Source organism: Pseudomonas sp. (assembly GCF_049300855.1).
Classification (GTDB): domain Bacteria; phylum Pseudomonadota; class Gammaproteobacteria; order Pseudomonadales; family Pseudomonadaceae; genus Aquipseudomonas.
The window spans coordinates 172,557-195,824 of sequence record NZ_JBAQKH010000030.1; the positions used below are offsets into that span (position 1 = coordinate 172,557).

General features: G+C 59.7%; 22 protein-coding genes. 12 read left to right on the forward strand and 10 right to left on the reverse strand.

Features of this window, described 5'->3' with window-relative positions:
• Positions 1-4 precede the first annotated feature (4 nt).
• On the forward strand, positions 5-2,422 hold the full coding sequence (gyrB, locus tag WA225_RS18410; RefSeq protein ID WP_422609029.1) for a DNA topoisomerase (ATP-hydrolyzing) subunit B: 2,418 nt from the start codon (positions 5-7) through the stop codon (positions 2,420-2,422).
• A 134-nt stretch (positions 2,423-2,556) separates the two neighbouring features.
• Here the strand turns inward: gyrB and WA225_RS18415 are convergent, their stop codons facing one another.
• A complete protein-coding gene (locus tag WA225_RS18415) occupies positions 2,557-3,276 on the reverse strand; it encodes a response regulator transcription factor (protein WP_034152192.1) in 720 nt (239 codons plus the stop codon).
• A gap of 169 nt (positions 3,277-3,445) precedes the next feature.
• Between WA225_RS18415 and WA225_RS18420 the strand changes: the two genes are divergently transcribed.
• Positions 3,446-4,978 (forward strand): ATP-binding protein, encoded by a 1,533-nt coding sequence (locus WA225_RS18420; RefSeq protein ID WP_422609030.1) that lies wholly within the window; start codon positions 3,446-3,448, stop codon positions 4,976-4,978.
• A gap of 168 nt (positions 4,979-5,146) precedes the next feature.
• Here the strand turns inward: WA225_RS18420 and WA225_RS18425 are convergent, their stop codons facing one another.
• The 4 genes from WA225_RS18425 to glyQ all read right to left on the reverse strand — a co-directional run bounded on the left by WA225_RS18425 (position 5,147) and on the right by glyQ (position 9,558).
• Complete coding sequence (locus tag WA225_RS18425; RefSeq protein WP_422609031.1) at positions 5,147-5,926, reverse strand: lysophospholipid acyltransferase family protein; 780 nt, start codon at positions 5,924-5,926, stop codon at positions 5,147-5,149.
• Between the two features lie 83 nt (positions 5,927-6,009).
• Positions 6,010-6,549, reverse strand: a complete 540-nt coding sequence (gene gmhB, locus WA225_RS18430; RefSeq protein WP_397483822.1) for a D-glycero-beta-D-manno-heptose 1,7-bisphosphate 7-phosphatase — start codon at positions 6,547-6,549, stop codon at positions 6,010-6,012.
• 4 nt (positions 6,550-6,553) lie between these two features.
• On the reverse strand, positions 6,554-8,608 hold the full coding sequence (glyS, locus tag WA225_RS18435) for a glycine--tRNA ligase subunit beta (protein WP_422609032.1): 2,055 nt from the start codon (positions 8,606-8,608) through the stop codon (positions 6,554-6,556).
• Positions 8,605-9,558 (reverse strand): glycine--tRNA ligase subunit alpha, encoded by a 954-nt coding sequence (glyQ, locus tag WA225_RS18440; protein WP_034152298.1) that lies wholly within the window; start codon positions 9,556-9,558, stop codon positions 8,605-8,607. The genes glyS and glyQ overlap by 4 nt, the downstream gene beginning before the upstream one ends.
• 81 nt (positions 9,559-9,639) lie before the next feature.
• Here glyQ and WA225_RS18445 point away from each other — a divergent pair, with 81 nt between their 5' ends.
• From WA225_RS18445 to WA225_RS18455, 3 genes are all read left to right on the forward strand, one after another.
• A complete protein-coding gene (locus WA225_RS18445) occupies positions 9,640-10,197 on the forward strand; it encodes a DNA-3-methyladenine glycosylase I (RefSeq protein WP_422609033.1) in 558 nt (185 codons plus the stop codon).
• Positions 10,198-10,237: 40 nt separating this feature from the next.
• Positions 10,238-11,125, forward strand: coding sequence for a lysophospholipid acyltransferase (locus WA225_RS18450; RefSeq protein ID WP_422609034.1), 888 nt, complete (start codon positions 10,238-10,240; stop codon positions 11,123-11,125).
• A gap of 82 nt (positions 11,126-11,207) precedes the next feature.
• Positions 11,208-11,447, forward strand: coding sequence for a PilZ domain-containing protein (locus WA225_RS18455; RefSeq protein ID WP_422609035.1), 240 nt, complete (start codon positions 11,208-11,210; stop codon positions 11,445-11,447).
• Positions 11,448-11,451: 4 nt separating this feature from the next.
• Here the strand turns inward: WA225_RS18455 and WA225_RS18460 are convergent, their stop codons facing one another.
• From WA225_RS18460 to def, 5 genes are all read right to left on the reverse strand, one after another.
• A complete protein-coding gene (locus tag WA225_RS18460; RefSeq protein ID WP_422609036.1) occupies positions 11,452-11,766 on the reverse strand; it encodes a tetratricopeptide repeat protein in 315 nt (104 codons plus the stop codon).
• Between the two features lie 136 nt (positions 11,767-11,902).
• Positions 11,903-13,279 (reverse strand): Trk system potassium transporter TrkA, encoded by a 1,377-nt coding sequence (trkA, locus tag WA225_RS18465; RefSeq protein WP_422609037.1) that lies wholly within the window; start codon positions 13,277-13,279, stop codon positions 11,903-11,905.
• Between the two features lie 22 nt (positions 13,280-13,301).
• Complete coding sequence (rsmB, locus tag WA225_RS18470) at positions 13,302-14,612, reverse strand: 16S rRNA (cytosine(967)-C(5))-methyltransferase RsmB (protein ID WP_422609038.1); 1,311 nt, start codon at positions 14,610-14,612, stop codon at positions 13,302-13,304.
• A complete protein-coding gene (fmt, locus tag WA225_RS18475; protein ID WP_422609039.1) occupies positions 14,609-15,568 on the reverse strand; it encodes a methionyl-tRNA formyltransferase in 960 nt (319 codons plus the stop codon). Before fmt ends, rsmB begins: the two co-directional genes overlap by 4 nt.
• A gap of 58 nt (positions 15,569-15,626) precedes the next feature.
• Positions 15,627-16,133 carry a peptide deformylase gene (def, locus tag WA225_RS18480; RefSeq protein ID WP_038359594.1) on the reverse strand — a complete coding sequence of 169 codons (507 nt, stop codon included), beginning with the start codon at positions 16,131-16,133 and terminating at the stop codon, positions 15,627-15,629.
• A 160-nt stretch (positions 16,134-16,293) separates the two neighbouring features.
• Here def and WA225_RS18485 point away from each other — a divergent pair, with 160 nt between their 5' ends.
• The 7 genes from WA225_RS18485 (at position 16,294) to WA225_RS18515 (ending at position 23,185) form a co-directional block, all read left to right on the forward strand.
• Positions 16,294-17,319: a LysM peptidoglycan-binding domain-containing protein gene (locus WA225_RS18485; RefSeq protein WP_422609040.1), complete on the forward strand. Its 1,026-nt coding sequence runs from the start codon at positions 16,294-16,296 to the stop codon at positions 17,317-17,319.
• Positions 17,320-17,439: 120 nt separating this feature from the next.
• Positions 17,440-18,501 carry a DNA-processing protein DprA gene (dprA, locus tag WA225_RS18490; RefSeq protein WP_422609119.1) on the forward strand — a complete coding sequence of 354 codons (1,062 nt, stop codon included), beginning with the start codon at positions 17,440-17,442 and terminating at the stop codon, positions 18,499-18,501.
• 71 nt (positions 18,502-18,572) lie between these two features.
• Positions 18,573-19,130: an L-threonylcarbamoyladenylate synthase gene (locus WA225_RS18495; RefSeq protein WP_422609041.1), complete on the forward strand. Its 558-nt coding sequence runs from the start codon at positions 18,573-18,575 to the stop codon at positions 19,128-19,130.
• Between the two features lie 437 nt (positions 19,131-19,567).
• Positions 19,568-20,071 (forward strand): hypothetical protein, encoded by a 504-nt coding sequence (locus WA225_RS18500; protein WP_422609042.1) that lies wholly within the window; start codon positions 19,568-19,570, stop codon positions 20,069-20,071.
• Positions 20,049-20,783, forward strand: coding sequence for an iron-containing redox enzyme family protein (locus WA225_RS18505; protein ID WP_422609043.1), 735 nt, complete (start codon positions 20,049-20,051; stop codon positions 20,781-20,783). The genes WA225_RS18500 and WA225_RS18505 overlap by 23 nt, the downstream gene beginning before the upstream one ends.
• Before the next feature lie 42 nt (positions 20,784-20,825).
• Positions 20,826-21,920, forward strand: a complete 1,095-nt coding sequence (locus WA225_RS18510) for a DUF3419 family protein (RefSeq protein WP_422609044.1) — start codon at positions 20,826-20,828, stop codon at positions 21,918-21,920.
• On the forward strand, positions 21,917-23,185 hold the full coding sequence (locus WA225_RS18515) for an aminotransferase class I/II-fold pyridoxal phosphate-dependent enzyme (protein WP_422609045.1): 1,269 nt from the start codon (positions 21,917-21,919) through the stop codon (positions 23,183-23,185). Before WA225_RS18510 ends, WA225_RS18515 begins: the two co-directional genes overlap by 4 nt.
• The last annotated feature ends 83 nt before the right edge of the window (positions 23,186-23,268 follow it).

The following is a 23,268-nucleotide window of genomic DNA, read 5'->3' on the forward strand; positions in this document are numbered from 1 at the left end:
GGCATTGAGCGAAGAAAATACGTACGACTCAACGAGCATTAAAGTGCTGAAAGGCCTGGATGCCGTACGCAAACGTCCCGGTATGTACATTGGTGACACCGACGATGGCAGCGGTCTGCACCACATGGTGTTCGAGGTGGTCGACAATTCGATCGACGAAGCCCTCGCTGGCCACTGCGACGACATCAGCATCATCATCCACCCGGATGAGTCCATTACCGTTAAAGACAACGGCCGTGGCATCCCGGTAGACGTGCACAAAGAGGAAGGCGTTTCTGCCGCCGAGGTCATCATGACCGTCCTCCACGCTGGCGGTAAGTTCGACGACAACTCCTACAAAGTATCCGGCGGTCTGCACGGTGTAGGCGTGTCGGTAGTGAACGCACTGTCCGAAGAGCTGGTGCTCACCGTACGCCGCAGCGGCAAGATCTGGGAACAGACCTACGTCCACGGCGTGCCTCAGGCACCGATGGCCATCGTTGGCGATAGCGAAACCACCGGCACCCAGATTCACTTCAAGCCATCGGCTGACACCTTCAAGAATATCCACTTTAGCTGGGACATCCTCGCCAAGCGTATTCGTGAACTGTCCTTCCTCAACTCCGGTGTCGGCATCGTCCTCAAGGACGAGCGCAGCGGCAAGGAAGAGCTGTTCAAGTACGAAGGCGGCCTGCGTGCGTTCGTTGAGTACCTGAACACCAACAAGACTGCGGTCAACCAGGTGTTCCACTTCAACATCCAGCGTGAAGACGGCATCGGCGTGGAAATCGCCCTGCAGTGGAACGACAGCTTCAACGAGAACCTGTTGTGCTTCACCAACAACATTCCACAGCGCGACGGCGGTACCCACCTGGTGGGCTTCCGTTCGGCACTGACGCGGAACCTGAACAACTATATCGAGCAGGAAGGTCTGGCGAAGAAGCACAAAGTCGCCACCACCGGTGACGATGCCCGTGAAGGCCTGACCGCGATCATCTCGGTGAAAGTGCCGGATCCAAAGTTCAGCTCGCAGACCAAAGACAAGCTGGTGTCTTCCGAAGTGAAGACCGCGGTCGAGCAGGAGATGGGCAAGTACTTCTCCGATTTCCTCCTGGAAAACCCGAACGAAGCCAAGCTGGTCGTCGGCAAGATGATCGACGCTGCCCGTGCCCGTGAAGCGGCGCGCAAGGCCCGTGAGATGACCCGCCGCAAAGGCGCGCTGGACATCGCTGGCCTGCCAGGCAAGCTCGCTGACTGCCAGGAAAAAGACCCGGCACTCTCTGAACTGTACCTCGTGGAAGGTGACTCCGCGGGCGGCTCTGCCAAGCAGGGACGTAACCGCAAGACCCAGGCGATCCTGCCGTTGAAGGGCAAGATCCTCAACGTCGAGAAAGCGCGTTTCGACAAGATGATCTCTTCCCAGGAAGTGGGCACTTTGATCACCGCGCTGGGCTGCGGTATCGGTCGCGACGAGTACAACATCGACAAGCTGCGTTATCACAACATCATCATCATGACCGATGCTGACGTCGACGGTTCGCACATCCGTACGCTGCTGCTGACCTTCTTCTTCCGTCAGTTGCCGGAGCTGATCGAGCGTGGCTACATCTACATCGCCCAGCCGCCGCTGTACAAGGTCAAGAAAGGCAAGCAAGAGCAATACATCAAAGACGACGACGCCATGGAAGAGTACATGACGCAGTCGGCCCTTGAAGACGCGAGCCTGCACCTGAACGAAGAAGCCCCGGGCATTTCCGGTGAAGCGCTTGAGCGTCTGGTGAACGACTTCCGCATGGTGATGAAGACCCTCAAGCGTCTGTCGCGCCTGTACCCACAGGAACTGACCGAGCACTTCATCTACCTGCCGGCCGTGAGCCTGGAAAAGCTCGGCGACCACGCCGCGATGCAAGAGTGGCTGGCCCAGTACGAAGCACGTCTGCGCACCGTCGAGAAATCCGGTCTGGTCTACAAGGCCAGCCTGCGTGAAGACCGTGAACGTGGCGTGTGGCTGCCAGAGGTCGAACTGATCTCCCATGGCCTGTCGAACTACGTCACCTTCAACCGCGACTTCTTCGGCAGCAACGACTACAAAACCGTCGTCACCCTCGGCGCTCAACTGAGCACCCTGCTCGACGAAGGCGCGTACATCCAGCGTGGCGAGCGCAAGAAAGCGGTCACCGAGTTCAAGGAAGCCTTGGACTGGCTGATGACCGAAAGCACCAAGCGCCACACCATTCAGCGATACAAAGGTCTGGGCGAAATGAACCCGGATCAGCTGTGGGAAACCACCATGGACCCAAGCGTGCGTCGCATGCTGAAAGTCACCATCGAAGACGCCATTGGCGCAGACCAGATCTTCAACACCCTGATGGGTGATGCGGTCGAACCTCGCCGTGACTTCATCGAGAGCAATGCGTTGGCGGTTTCGAACCTGGATTTCTGATCCTCGTTTGCGTCAAATAAAAAGGCCAACGCATTGCGTTGGCCTTTTTATTGGCGGATCAAAAGATCGCAGCCTGCGGCAGCTCCTACATCGATCTCTGTAGGAGCTGCCGAAGGCTGCGATCTTTTGATCTTTTACTCGGAGGCCGCAGACACACTCTCCAACCGATACCCATACCCATAAATCGTCAACAGCTGCCAACCCCGATCCGCCGTCAGCCCGAGCTTGTTCCGGAGCCGATAGATATGCGTATCCAGCGGCCGCGACGAAGCCATCTCCTCATGCGGCCAAAACCGCTCATACAGATAATCCCGCGACAGCGGCCGCCCCAGATTGCTGAACAGACACCGCGCCAGCCGATACTCGCGCTCGGTCATGACAATCGGCTTTCCCTCTCGAGTGACGGTGAGTTCAGCGTCATCAAACGTCAAATCATTGAAGCTCAGCACTTCCGTCGCCGCCGCCCGTTGCTGGCTATGCCGTCGGAGCACTGCAGCCACCCGCGCTTTCAACTCATTCGGCCGAAACGGCTTGCTCACATAATCATCCGCCCCCGCATTCAACGCCTGAACGATATCGCTCTCGCCATCACGGCTGGTGAGCATGATTGCCGCCGGTGGCGCTTCCATGTGTTCACGGGTCCAGCGTAGCAGGGCCAGGCCGGTGAGGTCGGGCAGTTGCCAGTCGAGGATCAGCAGGTCGAAGGTTTCCCGGCGCAGTTGGCGCAGCAGGTCTTCGCCACGCTCGAAGCTGTGCAGTGACCACGGCTGTTCGCCGGCATCGGCCATTTGCTGCAGGGTTTGCTCGACCCGGCGCAGTTCGGCGGGTTCGTCGTCCAGAATCGCAACGCGCATTCGCGGTTATTCCTTGTTGCTTGGGCAGTTGGCGGACAACCATAGTCGCTCGGCCCTCGCAGTGAAAGTAAGCGGCCCGCCGTTGGTCGACGTCCGCTATGATTCTTCGGGTCTACGTCTCAGACCTGTGGCCTATGAAACCATTCAAATTGCCCTGCCCTTTTTCCACATGAACCACGATCGCCGGCGTGAAAGCCGAGAGCCGAGTCAGGTGCAGCGCCTGTTTCGCCAACTGGTGCGCGAATGGTTGTGGATAAGTCTAGTGCTGTTGCCGCTGACTGCGCTGCTGTCTTATCGCGCGCAGATCAACTTGCACGATGCGACTCCCGCCATCGGCGCGCTATTGTCGGTTGCTTTGGTGGCCGGCAGTCTTGGCCTGCTGTTATGGCGTCCGCGTTGGGCGCTCTGGATCACGTTGATCGGCATGGCGTGCGCGCTGCTGGCCAGTGCGGGGTTAGCGGAAATGCGCCGTTGGTGGTCGCCGACACCGGCGGTGCTGGGGATGTTGTTCGGTTATCTGATCTGGAACTGGCGGCGCTTAAGCGTGGTGCTGACCTACTTCGGTTGGGAACTGGCACGGCTGGATCGCGAACCGAAAGTGTTTCCTGAACGCCGTCGCTCGCAATTCACCGGCGCTGATCGCCTGCAGGGTCAGATCATGGCGCTTGAGCAGGCCATGAGCCGTACCCGCGATACGCGGCGGTTTATTGCCGATGGCCTGGAGTACTTGCCGGTCGCCACGCTGATCACTGATCCCAAGGGGCAGATCCTGTTGGGTAACCGCAAGTCCCGCGCGCTGTTTGATCATGCGCTGGTGGGGGATGACGTGCTTGATCAGCTGGCGCGCCTGGGTTATCCGGAATTATCCACAGCGGCGCGACCGACGCTGTCCGCCCTGCCGCTGCTGGAATTCCGCGACAACAAGGAGCGCAGCCTGCGCTTGGAGCGTGCCGCGTTGCTGCCGGTTGACGGCGACACCCCGATAGGCTGGCTGCTCAGCCTGACCGACCTCAGCGCCGAACGGGCCGCCGAGGAGCAACGCGGAGTTCTGCTGCGGTTCCTCTCGCACGATCTGCGTGCTCCGCACTCGGCGATCCTTGCCTTGCTCGATGTCCACCGGCACCAGGCTGGCGCCGATACACCGCTGTTCGAACAGATCGAACGTCAGGTGCGTCGCGCGCTGGATCTGACTGACGGTTTTGTTTTACTGGCGAGGGCCGAATCCGAGGCGTATCAGTTCCAGCCAAGTCTGTTCGCGATGTTGGTGCTGGACGTGCTGGACCAGGCACTGCCCATCGCCCAGCAGAAACGCATTGAGCTGCTCCACAACATGGATGAGGAATCCCAGGAGCGGCTGATCTCGGCTGACCAAGGCTTGCTGACCCGTGCACTGTTCAACTTGCTGGAAAACGCCATCAAGTACAGTCCGCCAGACACCACTGTCCGGTTGCATGTGAGCTGTCAGGAGGAATGGTTGCGTTGCGAACTGTCGGATCAAGGCAAAGGCATCGCCGCCGATGAATTGCCGGATCTGTTCAGTCAGTACCGGCGTTTTTCCTCCGCCCAAGGCATCGATGGCGTGGGGCTGGGCCTGTCGATGGTCAAAGCGGTGGTTGATCACCATGGGGGTAAAATCGAATGCCGCAGCGTGGTGGATCAAGGCACCACGTTCCTGCTGGAGTTACCGCTGATTCACGAATAATCAGGCACAAAAAAACCGGCTATATCAGCCGGTTTTTTTACATCGGAAAAAAACTTATGCACCTTTTACGGTCTTTTATGAGCTTGAGAAATATATAAGTAAATCAATTACTTAATCTCAATATTCAAGCCTTTTCAAACAAACCGTACACAGGTTATCCACAAAATCTCAGACAGCGATCTGATCATTTGCCGCCGGTGCCTGCGGGGCCGGTGGCAGCGAGCCCATTTCGCGTTGGGTCTTCTCGTTCCAGGCTTGTACCCGGTCGTTCAACTGAGCGATGGCGCGCGGGCCTGTGCCTTCGGCGTACATCGGTTCACCGATGACCACAGTGATCACGCCGGACTTTTTGCCCCAACCGACTTTCGGCCAGAACTTGCCGGCATTGTGTGCAATCGGCAGCACCGGAAGCGCCGCATTCACCGCCAAAGCGCTGCCACTGCGGGAGAACTTGCCGACGGTGCCAAACGGCACACGCGTACCTTCCGGGAAGATCAGCACCCAAACGTTGTCCTTGAGCAGCTCATCACCCTTCGCCGCGACCTGTTTCAGCGCCGCTTTCGGGTTGTCACGATCAATCGCGATCGGCCGCAGCATAGCCATCGCCCAGCCGAAAAACGGTACGTACAGCAGTTCGCGTTTGAGCACCTGGCTCAGCGGCGAGAAATAAGCGGAGAGAAAGAATGTCTCCCAGGTGCTCTGGTGGTTCGATTGAATCACGCAGGGCCGGTCAGGCACGTTTTCCGCGCCTTTGATTTCGTAACGAATACCGAGGAACACCTTGGTCAACCACAAGGCGCAACGACACCAGTACACGTTGATAAAACGATAACGCGCCTTGAACGGCAAAAACGGCGCGATAAAAAAACTCAAGCTGCACCACAGCAGGGAGGTGGTGCCCAGCAGCAGGTAAAAGAGAAAAATCCTGATGGCCCGCAGTATCGACATAGTGACGTTTACCGTGACGGGGCAATGCCCGAATGTTCAAGCGCACTCCCGATCAATCCCTGGTCAGGAACTTCAGAAGTACTCTAGTTGTGGATAAGTTCTGCGGCAATCGCCGCCAGATCGTCAAAAATCAGAGTGCCAACCGGCAGGGTTTTGCCCTGAGTCTTTGCGCCTTTTCCGGTCTTTACCAAAACTGGCTGTGAATCGACGGCTTTGGCGGCCTCCAGGTCACCAAGGCTGTCGCCGACGAACCAGACATTGGCAAGCGTGACGTTGTAATGCGCGGCGATGGTTTTCAACATCCCCGGTTTCGGCTTGCGGCAATCGCAACCTTCATCCGGCCCATGCGGGCAATACACGATCAGCCCGACTTCACCGCCCTGCTCCGCCACCAGTTCGCGCAAGCGCGCGTGCATGGCATCGAGGGTAGCGAGGTCGTAGTAACCGCGAGCAATGCCCGACTGGTTGGTGGCCACCGCCACCGTCCAGCCGGCCTTGCTCAACTGCGCAATCGCTTCGATCGAGCCGGGCAACGGAATCCACTCCGCCACGGACTTGATGTAAGCGTCGGAGTCGTGATTGATCACTCCGTCCCGATCGAGAATCAGCAGTTTCAACAGCAATCCCTCAACCCAGCAACGAAATGTCGGCAACGCCGAGGAACAGGCCACGCAGACGCGCCAGCAGCGCGTAACGGTTGGCCCGCACATTGGCGTCGTCGGCATTGACCATCACCGCGTCGAAGAACGCATCGACCGGCTCACGCAATGCCGCCAGGCGTGCCAGCGATTCGTTGTACTGACGCGCCGCAGCCATTGGCTGCACCGCTTGATCCGCTTGCTGGATCGCCGAGTACAGCGAGAACTCGTTGGCGTTGTCGAAATACTTGGCTTGCACCTCGGTCGGCACCGCGCCTTCGAGTTTGCTCAACAGGTTCGATACACGCTTGTTCACCGCCGCCAGCGCTGCCGCTTCCGGCAGTTTGCGGAAGGCTTGTACCGCTTGCACACGCTGGTCGAAGTCCAGCGCCGAACCCGGCTTCAGGGCACGGACCGACAGGTAAGTGGCGACTTCAACGCCTTCATCTTCGTAACGCGCACGCAGACGGTCGAAGATGAACTCCAGCACGGACTCGTTGAGGCCGGCAGCCTTGACCTTGGCACCGAACGCGGCCACGGCGAAAGCCACGGCGTCGTTCAGGTCGAGATCAAGTTTCTTCTCGATGAGGATACGCAGCACGCCGAGTGCCGCACGGCGCAGGGCATACGGGTCTTTGCTGCCGGTTGGCAGCATGCCGATACCGAAAATGCCGACCAGGGTGTCGAGTTTGTCAGCGATGGCAACGGCAGCACCGGTCAGGGTGGCTGGCAGTTCAGCACCGGCACCGCGTGGCATGTACTGCTCGTTCAGCGCCAGCGCGACGTCTTCCGGCTCGCCGTCATTGAGGGCGTAGTAGTAACCGGCGACACCTTGCATCTCCGGGAACTCGCCGACCATTTCGGTGGCCAGGTCGCACTTCGACAGCAGGCCTGCGCGGGCAGCCCAAGAAGCGTTGCCACCGATGCGTGCGGCGATGTACGCGGCCAGCTTGGAAACGCGCTCGGCCTTGTCGTAGACGCTGCCGAGTTTTTCCTGGAACACCACGTTTTTCAGGCGATCGTTAAAGGCTTCGAGCTTCTGCTTCTTGTCTTGCTTGAAGAAGAACTCGGCGTCGGTCAGGCGTGGGCGAACCACTTTCTCGTTACCGGCGATGATCTGCTGCGGGTCTTTGCTTTCGATGTTGGCCACAGTGATGAAACGTGGCAGCAACTTGCCGTCGGCATCCAGCAGGCAGAAGTACTTCTGGTTGTCCTGCATGGTGGTGATCAGCGCTTCTTGCGGCACGTCGAGGAAACGCTCCTCGAACGAGCACACCAGCGGCACCGGCCATTCAACCAGTGCGGTTACTTCGTCGAGCAGTGCCGGCGGAACGATTGCCGTGCCTTCCTGACGGGTGGCCAGCTCTTCGGTGCGCTTGCTGATGATCTCGCGACGTTCGTTGGCGTCGGCCAGCACGTAAGCGCCACGCAGGTCGGCGAGGTAGCTCGACGGCGAACTGATGCGCACGTTTTGCGGGTGATGGAAACGGTGACCACGGGAATCACGGCCAGCCTTCTGCGCGAGGATGGTGCAGTCGATGACCTGGTCACCGAGCAGCATCACCAGCCATTGCGTCGGACGCACGAACTCTTCCTTGCGCGCACCCCAACGCATGCGTTTCGGGATCGGCAGGTCGTTCAGCGAATCTTCGACGATGGTTGGCAGCAGGCTCGCGGTCGGCTTGCCGGCGATGCTCTGGCTGTAACGCAGTTTCGGGCCGCTCTGATCGATTTCGCTCAGATCGACGCCGCACTTCTTGGCGAAGCCCAGTGCTGCTTGAGTCGGATTGCCGTCAGCGTCGAAAGCGGCCTGACGTGGCGGGCCATCGAGGTTGATGCTGCGATCCGGTTGCTGGGTAGCCAGCGCTGTGATCAGCACAGCCAGACGACGCGGCGCGGCGTAGACGGTTTTGGTTTCGTAGCTCAGGCCAGCGGCTTGCAGGCCCTTGTCGATACCGGCGAGGAACGCCTCAGCCAAAGTGTTGAGGGCTTTGGGTGGCAGTTCTTCGGTGCCCAGTTCAACCAGAAAATCTTGCGCACTCATTGTGCTGCCTCCAGCTTGGCCAGTACTTCGTCACGCAGGTCCGGGGTCGCCATCGGGAAGCCCAGCTTGGCGCGTGCCAGCAGGTAGGCTTGCGCAACGGAACGCGCCAGGGTGCGTACGCGCAGAATGTATTGCTGACGCGCGGTCACCGAGATCGCCCGGCGCGCATCCAGCAGGTTGAAGGTGTGCGAGGCCTTCAGCACCATTTCGTAGCTCGGCAACGGCAGCGGCTGGTCGAGTTCGATCAGGCGCTTGGCTTCGCCTTCATAGAAATCGAACAGTTCGAACAGCTTGTCGACGTTGGCGTGCTCGAAGTTGTAGGTGGACTGCTCCACTTCGTTCTGATGGAACACGTCGCCGTAGGTGACTTTGCCCATCGGGCCGTCAGCCCAGACCAGGTCGTAGACCGAATCCACGCCTTGCAGGTACATGGCCAGACGCTCGAGACCGTAAGTGATCTCGCCGGTCACCGGGTAGCACTCGATGCCGCCAGCTTGTTGGAAGTAGGTGAACTGAGTCACTTCCATGCCGTTCAGCCAGACTTCCCAGCCCAGACCCCAGGCGCCGAGGGTCGGCGATTCCCAGTTGTCTTCGACGAAGCGAATGTCGTGGACCAGCGGGTCCAGGCCGACATGCTTGAGCGAGCCCAGGTACAGCTCCTGAAAGTTGTCCGGGTTCGGCTTCAGCACGACCTGGAACTGGTAGTAGTGCTGCAGACGGTTCGGGTTTTCACCGTAACGGCCGTCAGTCGGACGGCGGCTTGGCTGCACGTAGGCGGCGTTCCAGGTTTCCGGGCCGATGGCGCGCAGGAAGGTCGCGGTGTGGAAAGTGCCGGCGCCTACTTCCATATCGTAGGGCTGAAGTACCACACAACCTTGCTCGGCCCAGTATTGCTGGAGCGCGAGGATCAAGTCTTGGAAGGTACGCACGGCTGGCGTAGGCTGGCTCACGAAATTCACCTGTTTCTTGGGCTGCGATTTAAAGAGCGGGAGTATACCCGATTCATTGCTGCGCACGCCCCCTGGAGCCTTATGCCACGCTGCTTTTGGTGTACCGAAGATCCGCTGTACATGGCTTATCACGACCAGGAGTGGGGCACGCCGCTACGCGATGCGCAGGGTTTGTTCGAGTTGCTTTTGCTCGAAGGGTTCCAGGCCGGGCTGTCGTGGATCACCGTGTTGCGCAAGCGCGAGCGTTATCGCGAGGTGCTGTTCGGCTTCGACGTGCAGCGCGTGGCGCAGATGAGCGACGCGGAAATCGACGAATTGATGCTCGATCCGGGGATCATCCGCAACCGCCTCAAACTCAATGCCGCCCGCCGTAATGCCCAGGCCTGGCTGGCGCTGGAGGACCCGGTGGCGTTCCTCTGGTCGTTCGTCAACGACCGACCGATCATCAATCATTTCAAGGATCGCAGCGAAGTCCCGGCGATCACCGCCGAAGCGCTGGCGATGAGCAAAGGCCTGAAAAAGGCCGGGTTCACGTTCGTCGGCCCGACCATTTGCTACGCGCTGATGCAGGCCTCGGGCATGGTCATGGACCACACCCAGGATTGCGACCGCTACGCGCAGCTCGCCAACGGCGGTTAGAATGGCCGCCTAGCGCACCGCACAAGATCAGGAGTGACCTGTGGAAAAGTTTAAAGGCGCCTTGCTGGTAGGCGCTCTGCGGCTGTTTGCCCTGCTGCCATGGCGGGCCGTGCAGGCCGTGGGTTCGGCGATCGGCTGGATCATGTGGAAAACCCCCAACCGCTCCCGCGACGTGGTGCGGATCAACCTCGCCAAATGTTTTCCACAGATGGACCCGGCCGAACGTGAGCGTCTGGTCGGGCAGAGCCTGAAAGACATCGGCAAATCGCTGACCGAAAGCGCCTGCGCGTGGATCTGGCCGGCGCAGCGTTCGATCGATCTGGTGCGCGAAGTCGAAGGCCTCGACGTTCTCAAGGATGCGCTGGCCTCGGGCAAAGGCGTGGTCGGTATTACCAGCCACCTCGGTAACTGGGAAGTGCTCAACCACTTCTATTGCAGCCAGTGCAAACCGATCATTTTCTATCGCCCGCCCAAGCTCAAGGCGGTGGATGAATTGCTGCGCAAACAGCGCGTGCAACTGGGCAACAAAGTCGCCGCGTCGACCAAGGAAGGCATCCTCAGCGTTATCAAGGAAGTGCGCAAAGGTGGTGCAGTGGGCATTCCCGCTGACCCGGAACCGGCCGAATCCGCCGGGATCTTCGTGCCGTTCTTCGCGACTCAAGCATTGACCAGCAAATTCGTACCGAACATGCTCGCCGGTGGCAAAGCGGTCGGCGTGTTCCTGCATGCGCTGCGCCTGCCCGACGGTTCCGGCTACAAAGTGATCCTCGAAGCAGCGCCGCAAGCCATGTACAGCACCGATACCGCCGAGTCCTGCGCTGCGATGAGTAAAGTCGTCGAGCGCTACGTGGCGGCGTATCCGAGCCAGTACATGTGGAGCATGAAGCGCTTCAAGAAGCGTCCGCCGGGCGAAGAGCGCTGGTACTGAGCTTTTTAGATGTGATTGGCATGATCTGTGGATAACCTCATTGGCGAGGTTATCCACAACCGTTCATTCAAGGGCGCAGCAGATGTCCGAACACCGCAAATCGTTTCGCATCAAGATCACCCACGACAGCTTCGGCGAGTGCCTCGGGCAGACGCGTAACCTGTCGCCCACCGGGGTATTTGTGCAACATCCGACTTTGGCATCGTTGCCCAAAGGCGCAGTGGTTTACGGCCAAGTGCAGGATTTACCCACAGGCGCGCCCCGGGTGCGGATGGAAGTGGTAACGGTGGATGCCGAGGGCATTGGCCTGAGGTATTTGTGAAACGTTACGGCGCCTGACGATCGAGCTTCTTCAAGAACACCGTCATTTCTTTCTCGGCCTGCTTGTCGCCGTGGGCGCGGGCGGCTTCCAGACCCTGTTCCCAGGCTTGACGCGCGGCAGCATGATCGCCCAGCGCCAGATGCGCCTTGCCCAAGAGTTTCCACGCTGCTGAATACTTTGGATCGAAACCGACACAGCGCTGGAAGTGTTCGGCGGCTATGGCGTTTTCGCCACGATCCAGATAGCCCTTGCCCAGGCCGAAGCGCAGCAATGAGTTATCCACACCCTTGGCGAGCATTTTTTCCAGGGATTCGAGCATTGGTGGATTCCTTTCTCGGGTGTCTGGTCGTTCCCACGCTCTGCGTGGGAATGCCTCAATGGACGCTCTGCGTCCGCTCTTGGGACGCGGAGCGTCCCGGGCTGCATTCCCACGCGGAGCGTGGGAACGATCAACCTCAGAAGAAGCTCAACCCCACATGAAACAGCTTCTCCACATCGCGAATATGTTTTTTATCCACAAGGAACAGAATCACGTGGTCGCCCGCTTCGATCACCGTGTCATCGTGGGCGATGATCACCTGTTCATTGCGGATCACCGCGCCAATCGTGGTGCCCGGTGGCAGGCCGATCTTCTCGATGGGCTTGCCGATCACCTTGCTCGACTTCGCATCACCGTGGGCAATCGCCTCGATCGCCTCCGCCGCACCGCGACGCAATGAGTGCACGCTGACGATATCGCCACGACGCACGTGCGCCAGCAAGGTGCCGATGGTCGCCAGTTGCGGGCTGATGGCGATGTCGATGTCACCGCCCTGAATCAGGTCGACGTAGGCCGGGTTGTTGATGATCGTCATGACCTTCTTCGCCCCCAGCCGTTTCGCCAGCAGCGACGACATGATGTTGGCTTCGTCGTCGTTGGTCAGCGCGAGGAAAATATCGGCATCGGCGATGTTCTCTTCCAACAACAGGTCGCGGTCAGAAGCGCTGCCCTGCAACACCACAGTGCTGTCGAGGGTATCGGATAGATAACGGCAACGCGCCGGATTCATCTCGATGATCTTCACCTGATAACGGCTTTCGATGGCCTCGGCCAGACGCTCGCCGATCTGCCCGCCGCCCGCAATGACGATGCGTTTGTAGGTTTCGTCGAGGCGACGCATTTCGCTCATCACCGCGCGAATGTTCTCACGGGCGGCGATGAAAAAGACTTCGTCATCGGCCTCGATCACCGTGTCGCCCTGCGGCAGGATCGGCCGGTCACGGCGGAAAATTGCTGCCACGCGGGTTTCGACATTCGGCATGTGCTCGCGCAACTGCCGCAGTTGCTGACCGACCAGCGGCCCGCCGTAATAGGCGCGCACCGCCACCAGTTGCGCGGCGCCTTCGGCGAAGTCGATCACCTGCAAGGCACCCGGATGCTGGATCAGGCGCTTGATGTAGTTGGTCACCACTTGCTCGGGGCTGATCAGCACGTCGACCGGAATCGCTTCGTTCTGGAACAGTTGTTCCTCGCGATTGAGGTAGGAAACTTCGCGCACCCGGGCGATTTTGGTCGGGGTGTGGAACAGCGTGTGGGCGACCTGACAGGCGACCATGTTGGTCTCGTCGCTGTTGGTTACCGCCACCAGCATGTCGGCGTCGTCGGCACCGGCCTGACGCAGCACCGACGGCAGCGAGCCACGGCCCTGCACGGTGCGAATATCGAGGCGGTCGCCGAGGTCGCGCAGGCGTTCGCCGTCGGTGTCGACCACCGTGATGTCATTGGCCTCGCTGGCCAAATGTTCGGCCAGCGAACCGCCGACCTGTCCCGCACCGAGGATGATGATTTTCATCCAGTCACTCCATTGAATCCGTTTAGCCGCGCGCGGCAGCGATCTTGATCAGCTTGGCGTAGTAGAACCCGTCATGCCCGCCCTGCCGGGCCAGCAATTGGCGACCATGGGGCTGCTTGATCCCCGCCGTCGTGGCCAGATCCAGTTCGCGGGCGCCGGGTGTGCGCTCAAGGAACGCGGCGATGACTTCGGTGTTTTCGGTCGGCAGCGTCGAGCAGGTGGCGTACAGCAGGATGCCGCCGACTTCGAGGGTTTTCCACAGGGCATCGAGCAACTCGCCTTGCAGTTGCGCGAGGGCGACGATGTCGTCCGGTTGACGGGTCAGCTTGATGTCCGGATGGCGGCGGATCACACCGGTGGCCGAGCATGGTGCGTCGAGCAGAATGCGCTGGAACGGTTTGCCGTCCCACCATTTCGCGGTATCGCGGCCGTCGGCGGCGATCAGTTCGGCGTTGAGACCGAGGCGTTCAAGGTTCTCCTTGACCCGCACCAGACGCTTGGCTTCCAGATCCACCGCCACCACGCCGGCCAGCGCCGGTTCGGCTTCGAGGATGTGGCAGGTCTTGCCGCCCGGCGCGCAGCAGGCGTCGAGCACGCGTTGGCCCGGCGCCAGATCGAGCAGGTCGGCGGCCAGTTGCGCGGCCTCGTCCTGCACGCTGATCCAGCCCTCGGCGAAACCCGGCAGGCTGCGCACGTCGGCAGCGGCTTCGAGAATGATGCCGTCGCGACTGTAAACACACGGCGTCGCGGCAATTCCGGCTTCAGTCAGCAAGCCGAGGTAAGCGTCACGGCTGTGATGGCGGCGGTTGACCCGCAGGATCATCGGCGGATGCGCGTTGTTCGCCTCGCAAATCGCTTCCCACTGCTCAGGCCAGAAGGCCTTGAGGGATTTTTGCAGCCAGCGTGGGTGGGCGGTGCGCACCACCGGATCACGCTCCAGCTCGGCGAAAATCGTTTCGCTTTCGCGTTGGGCATTGCGCAGCACGGCGTTGAGCAGGCCCTTGGCCCACGGTTTTTTCAGCTTGTCGGCGCAACCGACGGTTTCGCCGATGGCGGCGTGGGCCGGCACGCGGGTATAGAGCAATTGGTAGAGACCGACCAGCAGCAGCGCCTCGACATCGGCGTCGGCAGCCTTGAACGGTTTCTGCAGAAGTTTTTCCGCCAGTGCCGACAGGCGTGGCTGCCAACGTGCGGTGCCGAAGGCCAGATCCTGAGTAAAACCGCGATCGCGATCCTCGACCTTGTCCAGTTGCGTCGGCAGGGAGCTGTTCAGCGAGGCTTTGCCGCTGAGCACGGCGGCGAGTGCCTTGGCGGCGGCCAGACGCGGATTCATTGCGCGTCCACCGCTGCGCCGAGCACGGTGCCGACGGCGAATTTCTCACGGCGGCTGTTGAACAGGTCGCTGAAGTTCAGCGCCTTGCCGCCGGGCAATTGCAGGCGGGTCAGGCACAGGGCTTGTTCGCCGCAGGCGACGATCAGGCCGTCCTTGCTGGCGCTGAGGATCGTGCCCGGTGCACCGTTGCCTTCGACGAGATTCGCCGCGAGCACTTTCAGTGCTTCACCATTGAGGGTGCTGTGGGTGATCGGCCATGGATTGAAGGCGCGCACCAGGCGCTCCAGCTCAACCGCCGGCCGGCTCCAGTCGATGCGTGCTTCATCTTTGTTGAGTTTGTGCGCATAAGTGGCGAGTTCGTCGTTCTGCACTTCGCCTTCCAGCGTGCCTGCGGCCAGACCGGCAATCGCTTGCACCACGGCCGGTGGGCCCATTTCTGCGAGGCGGTCGTGCAGGCTGCCGCCAGTATCTTCAGCGCTGATCGGCGTGACGACCTTGAGCAGCATCGGCCCGGTGTCGAGGCCGGCTTCCATGCGCATCACGGTCACGCCGCTCTCGGCATCACCGTGTTCCACGGCGCGTTGAATCGGCGCCGCACCGCGCCAGCGTGGCAGCAAGGAGGCGTGACTGTTGATGCAGCCCAGACGCGGAATATCCAGCACCACTTGCGGCAGGATCAGGCCGTAGGCGACCACCACCAGCAAATCCGGCTTCAGCGCGGCCAGTTCAGCCTGGGCGTCAGCGTTGCGCAACGTCGGCGGCTGCAACACCTGGATATTATTTTCCAGCGCCAACTGTTTAACCGGGCTCGGCATCAGTTTTTGCCCGCGACCGGCCGGACGATCCGGTTGGGTGTAGACCGCAACGATCTCGTAAGGGCTGTTCAGCAGGGCCTTGAGGTGTTCGGCGGCGAATTCCGGGGTGCCGGCAAAAACGATGCGCAGTGGCTCAGTCATGAAGGGCGTCTCTTGAAAAGAAAAAGGCTTGCCGCAGCAAGCCTTTGAAGGAGGGGCATCAAGCGTTCTGGCGGTGCTGCTTTTCCAGTTTCTTCTTGATCCGGTCGCGTTTGAGCGTGGACAGGTAATCGACGAACAATTTGCCGTTGAGGTGGTCGCATTCGTGCTGGATGCACACCGCGAGCAGGCCTTCGGCGATCAGCTCATAGGGCTTGCCGTCGCGGTCCAGCGCCTTGATTTTGACCTTTTGCGGGCGATCGACGTTTTCGTAGAAACCCGGCACCGACAGGCAGCCTTCCTGGTATTGGTCCATTTCTTCGGTCAGCGACTCGAACTCGGGGTTGATGAACACCCGCGGCTCGGTGCGGTCTTCGGAAAGGTCCATCACGACGATACGTTTGTGCACGTTGACCTGGGTCGCGGCAAGGCCGATGCCCGGCGCTTCATACATTGTTTCAAACATGTCATCGACCAACTGACGCACTTCGTCGTCCACTACAGCCACAGGCTTGGCGATAGTGCGCAGACGCGGGTCCGGGAATTCGAGGATGTTTAAAATGGCCATAGGCTTTGATTGCTGCACACGTTGAGTAAAGTCGGGCGATGGCCTGGCAGGTCCGAAGATGCAGGCTACCGTTGTGAAGCGTAGCTTGTGCATTTTGCACAAGCGAGCCACGGGGGCTCTGACGGTTCACGCGAATGCACATGATAAAGGGATTCACTGCATGAGGAAAACACTACTCGCCCTGCTGCTGTTGGCCTCGGCCGGCGTGGCGCAAGGGCAAGTGCAACTCAGGGATGGTTTTCCACAGCAATACACGGTGGTTTCGGGGGATACGCTCTGGGACATTTCCGGCAAATACCTGCGCGAGCCCTGGCAGTGGCCACAACTGTGGCGGGCCAACCCGCAAATCGAAAACCCCAACCTGATCTATCCCGGCGACACGCTGACGCTCAGCTATGTCGACGGCCAACCGCGGCTGACCCTCAATCGCGGTGAGTCACGCGGTACCATCAAACTCTCGCCACGCATTCGCACCAGCCCGGTGGCCGAGGCGATTCCGAGCATTCCGCTGAAATCGATCAACAGCTTTCTGCTGAGCAACCGCATCGTCGACAAGGTCGAGGACTTCGACAAGGCACCGTACATCGTCGCCGGCGATGCCGAACGCGTGCTCAGCGGTACCGGTGACCGGATCTTCGCGCGCGGCCATTTCGATCCGGATCAACCGGTTTACGGCATCTTCCGTCAGGGCAAGGTCTACACCGACCCGCAGACCAAGGAGTTCCTCGGGATCAACGCCGACGATATCGGCGGCGGTGAGATTGTGGCGACCGAAGGCGACGTCGCCACCCTCGCCTTGCAACGCACGACTCAGGAAGTACGTCTCGGCGACCGTTTGTTCAGCGGCGAAGAGCGCTCGATCAACTCGACCTTCATGCCCAGCGCACCGGGCACCAGTATCAACGGTGTGATCATCGATGTACCACGCGGCGTCACCCAGATCGGCGTGATGGACGTGGTCACGTTGAACAAGGGCAAGCGCGACGGTCTGGCCGAAGGCAATGTGCTGGTGGTGATGAAAACCGGTGAAACCGTGCGTGATCGCATCACCGGTCAGCCGCTGAAAATTCCCGACGAACGCGCCGGTTTGCTGATGGTGTTCCGCACCTACGACAAACTCAGCTACGGCCTCGTTCTCAACGCATCGCGCTCGCTGGCAGTGCTCGACAAAGTGCGAAATCCGTAAGCAAGCTTCACAAGTTACCAACAGAGTTATCCACAGCTTGTTCCGAATGGTTCGGGACTTATAACGATCAAGGATGATCCATGATTTCGTACAGCCTGTACACCGGTTTCCCCAGCGGAACTGGAAGCGCGTCTGCGCCTGCACCGTTTGCCGGAAATCGGTCCCAAGCGTTTTACAAAACTGCTCGAAGCCTTCGGCTCGGCCTCCAAAGCCATCAGCGCGCCGGCCAGCGCCTGGCGTTCGCTGGGTTTGCCGGCGGCCTGCGCCGAAGCGCGACGTTGTCCCGAAGTTCGCGACGGCGCCAGCCATGCAATGCGCTGGCTAGAGCGGCCGGAGCATCATTTGCTGATGTGGGATCAGGCCGATTATCCGGCGTTGCTCGGACAAATTGCGGATCCACCGCCTCTGTTGTTTGTCGCGGGCGATCCACTGATTCTGGAGAAACCGCAACTGGCGATGGTGGGTAGCCGTCGCGCCTCGCGTCCGGGAATGGATACCGCTGCGGCGTTTTCCCGCTGCCTTGCCGGGGCCGGTTTTGTCATCACCAGCGGTTTGGCACTGGGTATCGATGCGGCTGCGCATCAGGCCGCGCTGGATGTTGGCGGGTTGACGGTCGGTGTCCTCGGCACCGGCCTGGAAAATTTTTATCCACAGCGCAATCGACGACTGGCAGACGCCATGATCACTTCGGGCAGCGCGGTGGTTTCGGAGTTTCCGCTGGATGCCGGGCCGACGGCGAGCAACTTCCCGCGTCGCAACCGAATCATCAGCGGTTTGTCCCTTGGCGTGTTGGTGGTTGAGGCCAGCGTGGCCAGTGGTTCACTGATTACCGCGCGGCTGGCGGCGGAACAGGGGCGCGAGGTGTATGCGATTCCCGGTTCGATCCATCACCCCGGCGCGCGCGGCTGTCACCAATTGATCCGCGATGGCGCGGTGCTGGTAGAAACCATCGAACACATTCTCGAAGCCTTGCGAGGCTGGCAGCGCTTGCCGTTATCCACAGACACAGCGAAAGCGGATCATCCGTTGCTCGCCCTGCTCCACGCCGCGCCGCACACCAGTGAAGGCCTGGCCGACAGCAGCGGCTGGACGTTACCGAAAGTGTTGGCGGCCCTCACCGAGCTTGAAATGGATGGCCGCGCGGTGAATGAAAACGGCCGCTGGTTTGCGCGAGTGAACTAACGTTTCTACAGGCTGGGTTTTACAAGGAAGATCGGTAAACTGCGCGAAACCTGTTTGTGGAGAGTTTTTTCATGGTTAACAGTTGGCGTGTGCAACAAGCCGCACGAGAGATTCGCGCCGGGGCGGTCATTGCCTATCCAACCGAAGCCGTCTGGGGGCTGGGTTGCGACCCGTGGAACGAAGAGGCGGTGGATCGACTGCTGGCGATCAAGAATCGCTCGGCGGACAAGGGCCTGATACTGGTCGCCGACAACATTCGCCAGTTCGATTTCCTGTTCGAAGACTTCCCGCAACTATGGATCGACCGCATGGCCAGCACCTGGCCGGGGCCCAATACCTGGCTGGTGCCGCATCAGAACCTGTTGCCCGTGTGGGTGACCGGCATCCACGACACCGTGGCGCTGCGCGTCAGCGACCATCCTCAGGTGCGCGATCTGTGTTCGATGGTCGGGCCGTTGATCTCAACATCGGCCAATCCGCAGGGGCGGCCGGCGGCGCGTACGCGCTTGCGGGTCGAGCAATACTTCCGGGGTCAGATTGACCTGGTGCTGGGCGGCAGCCTCGGCGGGCGGAAAAACCCTAGCGTCATCCGCGACCTGGCGTCCGGTAACGTCATTCGTCCGGACTGACGCGTTTATTGCATTCTGATTGATGCCGTACTCCTCGGTGGTATTCACCGAGGAGTTTTGCGCATGCCGACAATTTCTTCTTAAACAGACCGTATAACTTAAACAGTTTGTTGTTCATGTTGCGCTGTGCGTCAGATAAATCATTAAGTTTGAAATATCAGTGATTTTTCCCACGGCATTATCAGAAGTCACGCAGTGGCGATATTTCTAAAAGCATCCATCCTTTCAATGCGCGCAGAAAACTTCGATAAGTTCACGTTTGCGGAGATGGAATGGATACTACGGATTTGCAACTCAGGGATTATCTCCAGGGGCTACAACAGACATTAACCAGTCAGCAAGGTGATTATCGCGTCGTGATACTCGAGGCGGGTTGCGACCCGCTCGAGTTCCAGCGATTCATCGGTCGGCAATTTCGTCTTCGATTACAGCACTACATGCTGACCTCAAGAGCCCGAGCGCTTGAGACCAGTTTGGCGATTGCCTCGCGCAGTACTCATTTCCTGCTGTATCAGCGCGATCAGATCGTGGCGGTATTGAGGGCGACTCCGTCACCTTTCGAATGGGCCTCGCTGGCGCACCAGCATGTTTCGCCGACCGTGGCACTGGCACGTCATGTCGAGTTCAGTCGCCTGATCACGCACTCTCAACAACACCGGCCGGTAGCAATCAACGGCCTGCTGGCGACCGCCACCGAATGGGCCATCGATCGCGGTTATCAAGGCATTACCGCCATGTGCAGATCGCCTCAGCGGCGACTGTTCCAGCGTTTCGGTCTGACCCCGATCACCTCCAATTCACTTCATATCGAACATCGCGCTCGCGGCGATTACTGGCTGCTGTCTGCGCAATGGCGGCAAATCCTCACAGCGCTGCAACAGCCTTTTCCCATGAACGCCAACTCCCCGGAGAGTCGCGATGAATGCATCCGTCAGTTTTGAACAGCAATTGAGTGTGCTCGATCAACGAATTGAAAAAGCATGGAGCGATATTCTGGATAACTCCCGGCTGGTCAAAGCCATCCGTGAGGGCAGTGTTTCCAGAGCGTTATATGCGATCTATATGATCGAAACCTTTCATTACACTGCGCATAATGCGCGAAACCAGGGTTTGGTCGGTGTGCGACATGCCGATAATCCTGTTTATGCAAAGTTCTGCTTTGAGCACGCGGCGCAAGAAGTCGGTCATGAAAAAATGGCTCTGCATGATGTCATGAGTCTGGGATTGAAAAACGCACCGTTCGATATTCCACCGGCACTTGCTGAAACTGAAGTGCTGATTGCTTATTTATACTGGATTTCTTTTACCGGTAATCCGTTACAACGGCTGGGATACAGTTACTGGGCGGAAAACGCCTATCACTTCATTACTCCGCTGATCGACAAACTGAGCGAAACACTGGCGCTGAAGCCAGCGCAACTGACGTTTTTCATTGCCCATTCGGATATCGATGTCGAGCACTTCAACGAGATCAAACTCATCCTGCAGCGTACCTGCAAGCACCAGGCTGACTGGGATGCCATTACCACCGTGATGGAAACCAGTCTGCGCCTGACCGGCAACATGCTCGACGCGGTTTACAGGCAATACGAAGCCTGGCAAAACGGCGATGCGCCCCGCTACGAATTCCTCCATGCCCTGGATAAAACATGATGCCCTCGCATTTGTCTTCATGCCGGGCAGGCGGAGGTCGACATGGCTGATTACTTCAAGCGATTGAACTACGCGTTGGGGGATGAAGACACGGCGCTCGAGTATGCGATCTTGCCCGAGCAGGCCAGGCATGTGGTGGCTGTTGCCGGGTGTGGCGGGCGGGTCCTGCCGTTGCTGGCGCGCAGACCGGCCCGCCTGACTTGCGCTGATATCAGCGCGCCGCAACTGGCCTTTACCCGCCTGCGTTTTGCCCTGCTGGAGCAGACCGATCACCCGTCATTCATGGACTTCATGGGCTACCGCTCAAGCACGACGGCGCAACAGCGCCAGTCCATTTTTCGCCATCTGGACCTGCCGCCGCTGGATCGCCGCTGGCTGAACGAGCTGTTTCATTCCCGGCACTGGCAAGCACCGATCTATCTGGGTGCCTTCGAGCAGACCCTGCAACGATTGGCAAAGATCAACGGACTGTTCACCGGCAAGTCGGGCCGAGCGATCTTTCAATGCAGCGAACGGGCGGAACAATCGGCTTATTACCAAAGCCACTTCCCTCGCAGGCGCTGGAAAGCCGTGGTCGCATTGTTGGGAAATGCAGCGGTACTCAATTCGCTGCTGTACCGCGGCGCATTTCCCCGCAACAACCTGGGGATCAGCTCCCGCGAGGCCTATCTGGGTATTTTCCATACCCTGTTCACCACGCAGGTCGTGCGCGAAAGCTTTTTCATGCAAATGCTATTTTTCGGTGAGCTGCGATATCCGCAAGGCTTTCCGCTCGAGTGTGATCCGCTAATTTTCCAGCAGGCTCGCACGGCGCTCCGGGAGTGCGAGTTGAGGGTGGTGCAGGGCGATATTTTCGACTGCGTCGCGCACTGCCGGGATGTCGATTTTGTTTCGCTTTCCGATGTGCCGTCATTCTTGCCCCCGGCGGTCGGCACCCGCGTCCTGCAGCGCATTCAGCCTGCCCTGGGCGAGCAAGCATTGACGGTCATTCGCGGCCATTTGCATGTGGTCAAGCCCGATTGCCAAGGCTTCTGCGACGTCACCGCGCAGTTTCAGAACGCAATCGCGCGCGAAAAAACTCAACTCTGGCGGTTACAGGTCTACCGCCAGACATCACCTGTGCAGGTATCTCGATGAATACGCCTCATCCGACCATCAATTGGGTCAAGAACCGCGTCCGTCAGGCCCGTGACGATCAGCAGCAATTGTTCGATGCCGGGCTCAATGGCCTGAAGTTGGTGAAACGCGAGGGCAAGGTCATAGAGTTGGGCTGTGGCGAGCAGTTGACCGAGTTTCTCTCATGCTCCTATCTGGGGCTTGAAAGCGATCCCCGGCTGATTCAAGGCGCCGTGCAAGCGGTTGAAGCCTTCGGTGTGCAGTTCGCCGCCGCCCGCACCCGCGCGCTGCTACCGCCGATGCGTGAGCTCGATGAACAGTTGAATCGCATATTCCACGGGCACACGGTGACGTTCAACTCGGTGGGCAGTGCCCATCTGGGGTGTCTGCCATTGCTGGGTTCCGGCGAGTTGCCCTCGTATCCCTTGCGTCGCGGTCCAGGCTGGATCGTTGATCGGGCCGCCCATGCCTCGATGCAAGTGCTGCAAGGCATTCTGTGGCAGTTCGGCCCGGTGCAGCGCTGCGATTGCAGTGATCTTCAGCAAGTCGAAGATGCCTGTTCCAACGCTGTCGCTGCCGGCAATACGCCGATTATCCTGACTGACAGCATTGGCTCGATGCGCGGGCTTTATCCCGTCCACCGACTGCTGCAACTGGCAGAGCGCTTTGAGGGGTATCTGTATGCGGATGATGCGCACGGCACGTCGATCCATGGCGAGACCGGGGGCGGTTATGCCCTTGTTGCCGCGGCCGGTCGGTTACGCAATCGCCTGATCCTGTTGTCGTCATTGTCCAAGGCCTTCGGTGCAACCGGTGGTGCGATCACCGTGCTGACAGCAGCCGATGCCGAGCTGATTCGACGTCATGCGTCGACCTATACCTTCGGTGGTCCATTGTCCATGGGCGGTGTCGGTGCGGCAGTCGCTTCGGCCAGGATCCATCTTTCTGCCCAGTTGGGCAGTTTGCAGGCCTCGCTGTGGCGAAATGTGGCGGTCATTGACGAGCTGCTCGGGCCGGTGCTGGGCAACCACCAGATCGCTTCACCCATACGTTTCATCCGGGTCGGCGCCGAACGTGACGCCATCCGCCTGGCGTTGCACCTGCGTCGGCACGGCATCGCGGTCACCACGGCCTTGTTTCCGGTGGTGGCCAAAGGCGAGGCGATCCTGCGCCTGGCCATCAGCGCCAATCACAGCCAGGCGCAGTTGGAGCATCTGGCCAGCGCCGTCAACGAAGGGTTTGCTGAATTGAACATTCGTCAGGGAGAGCCGCGTCATGCGCAGTGACTCGATGAGGTATGCCAGTTCGACAGCCATTGACGCGGCCGCAACAGACGCCTTCGCGCGAAAGTTGACCCATGCGCGGTCAT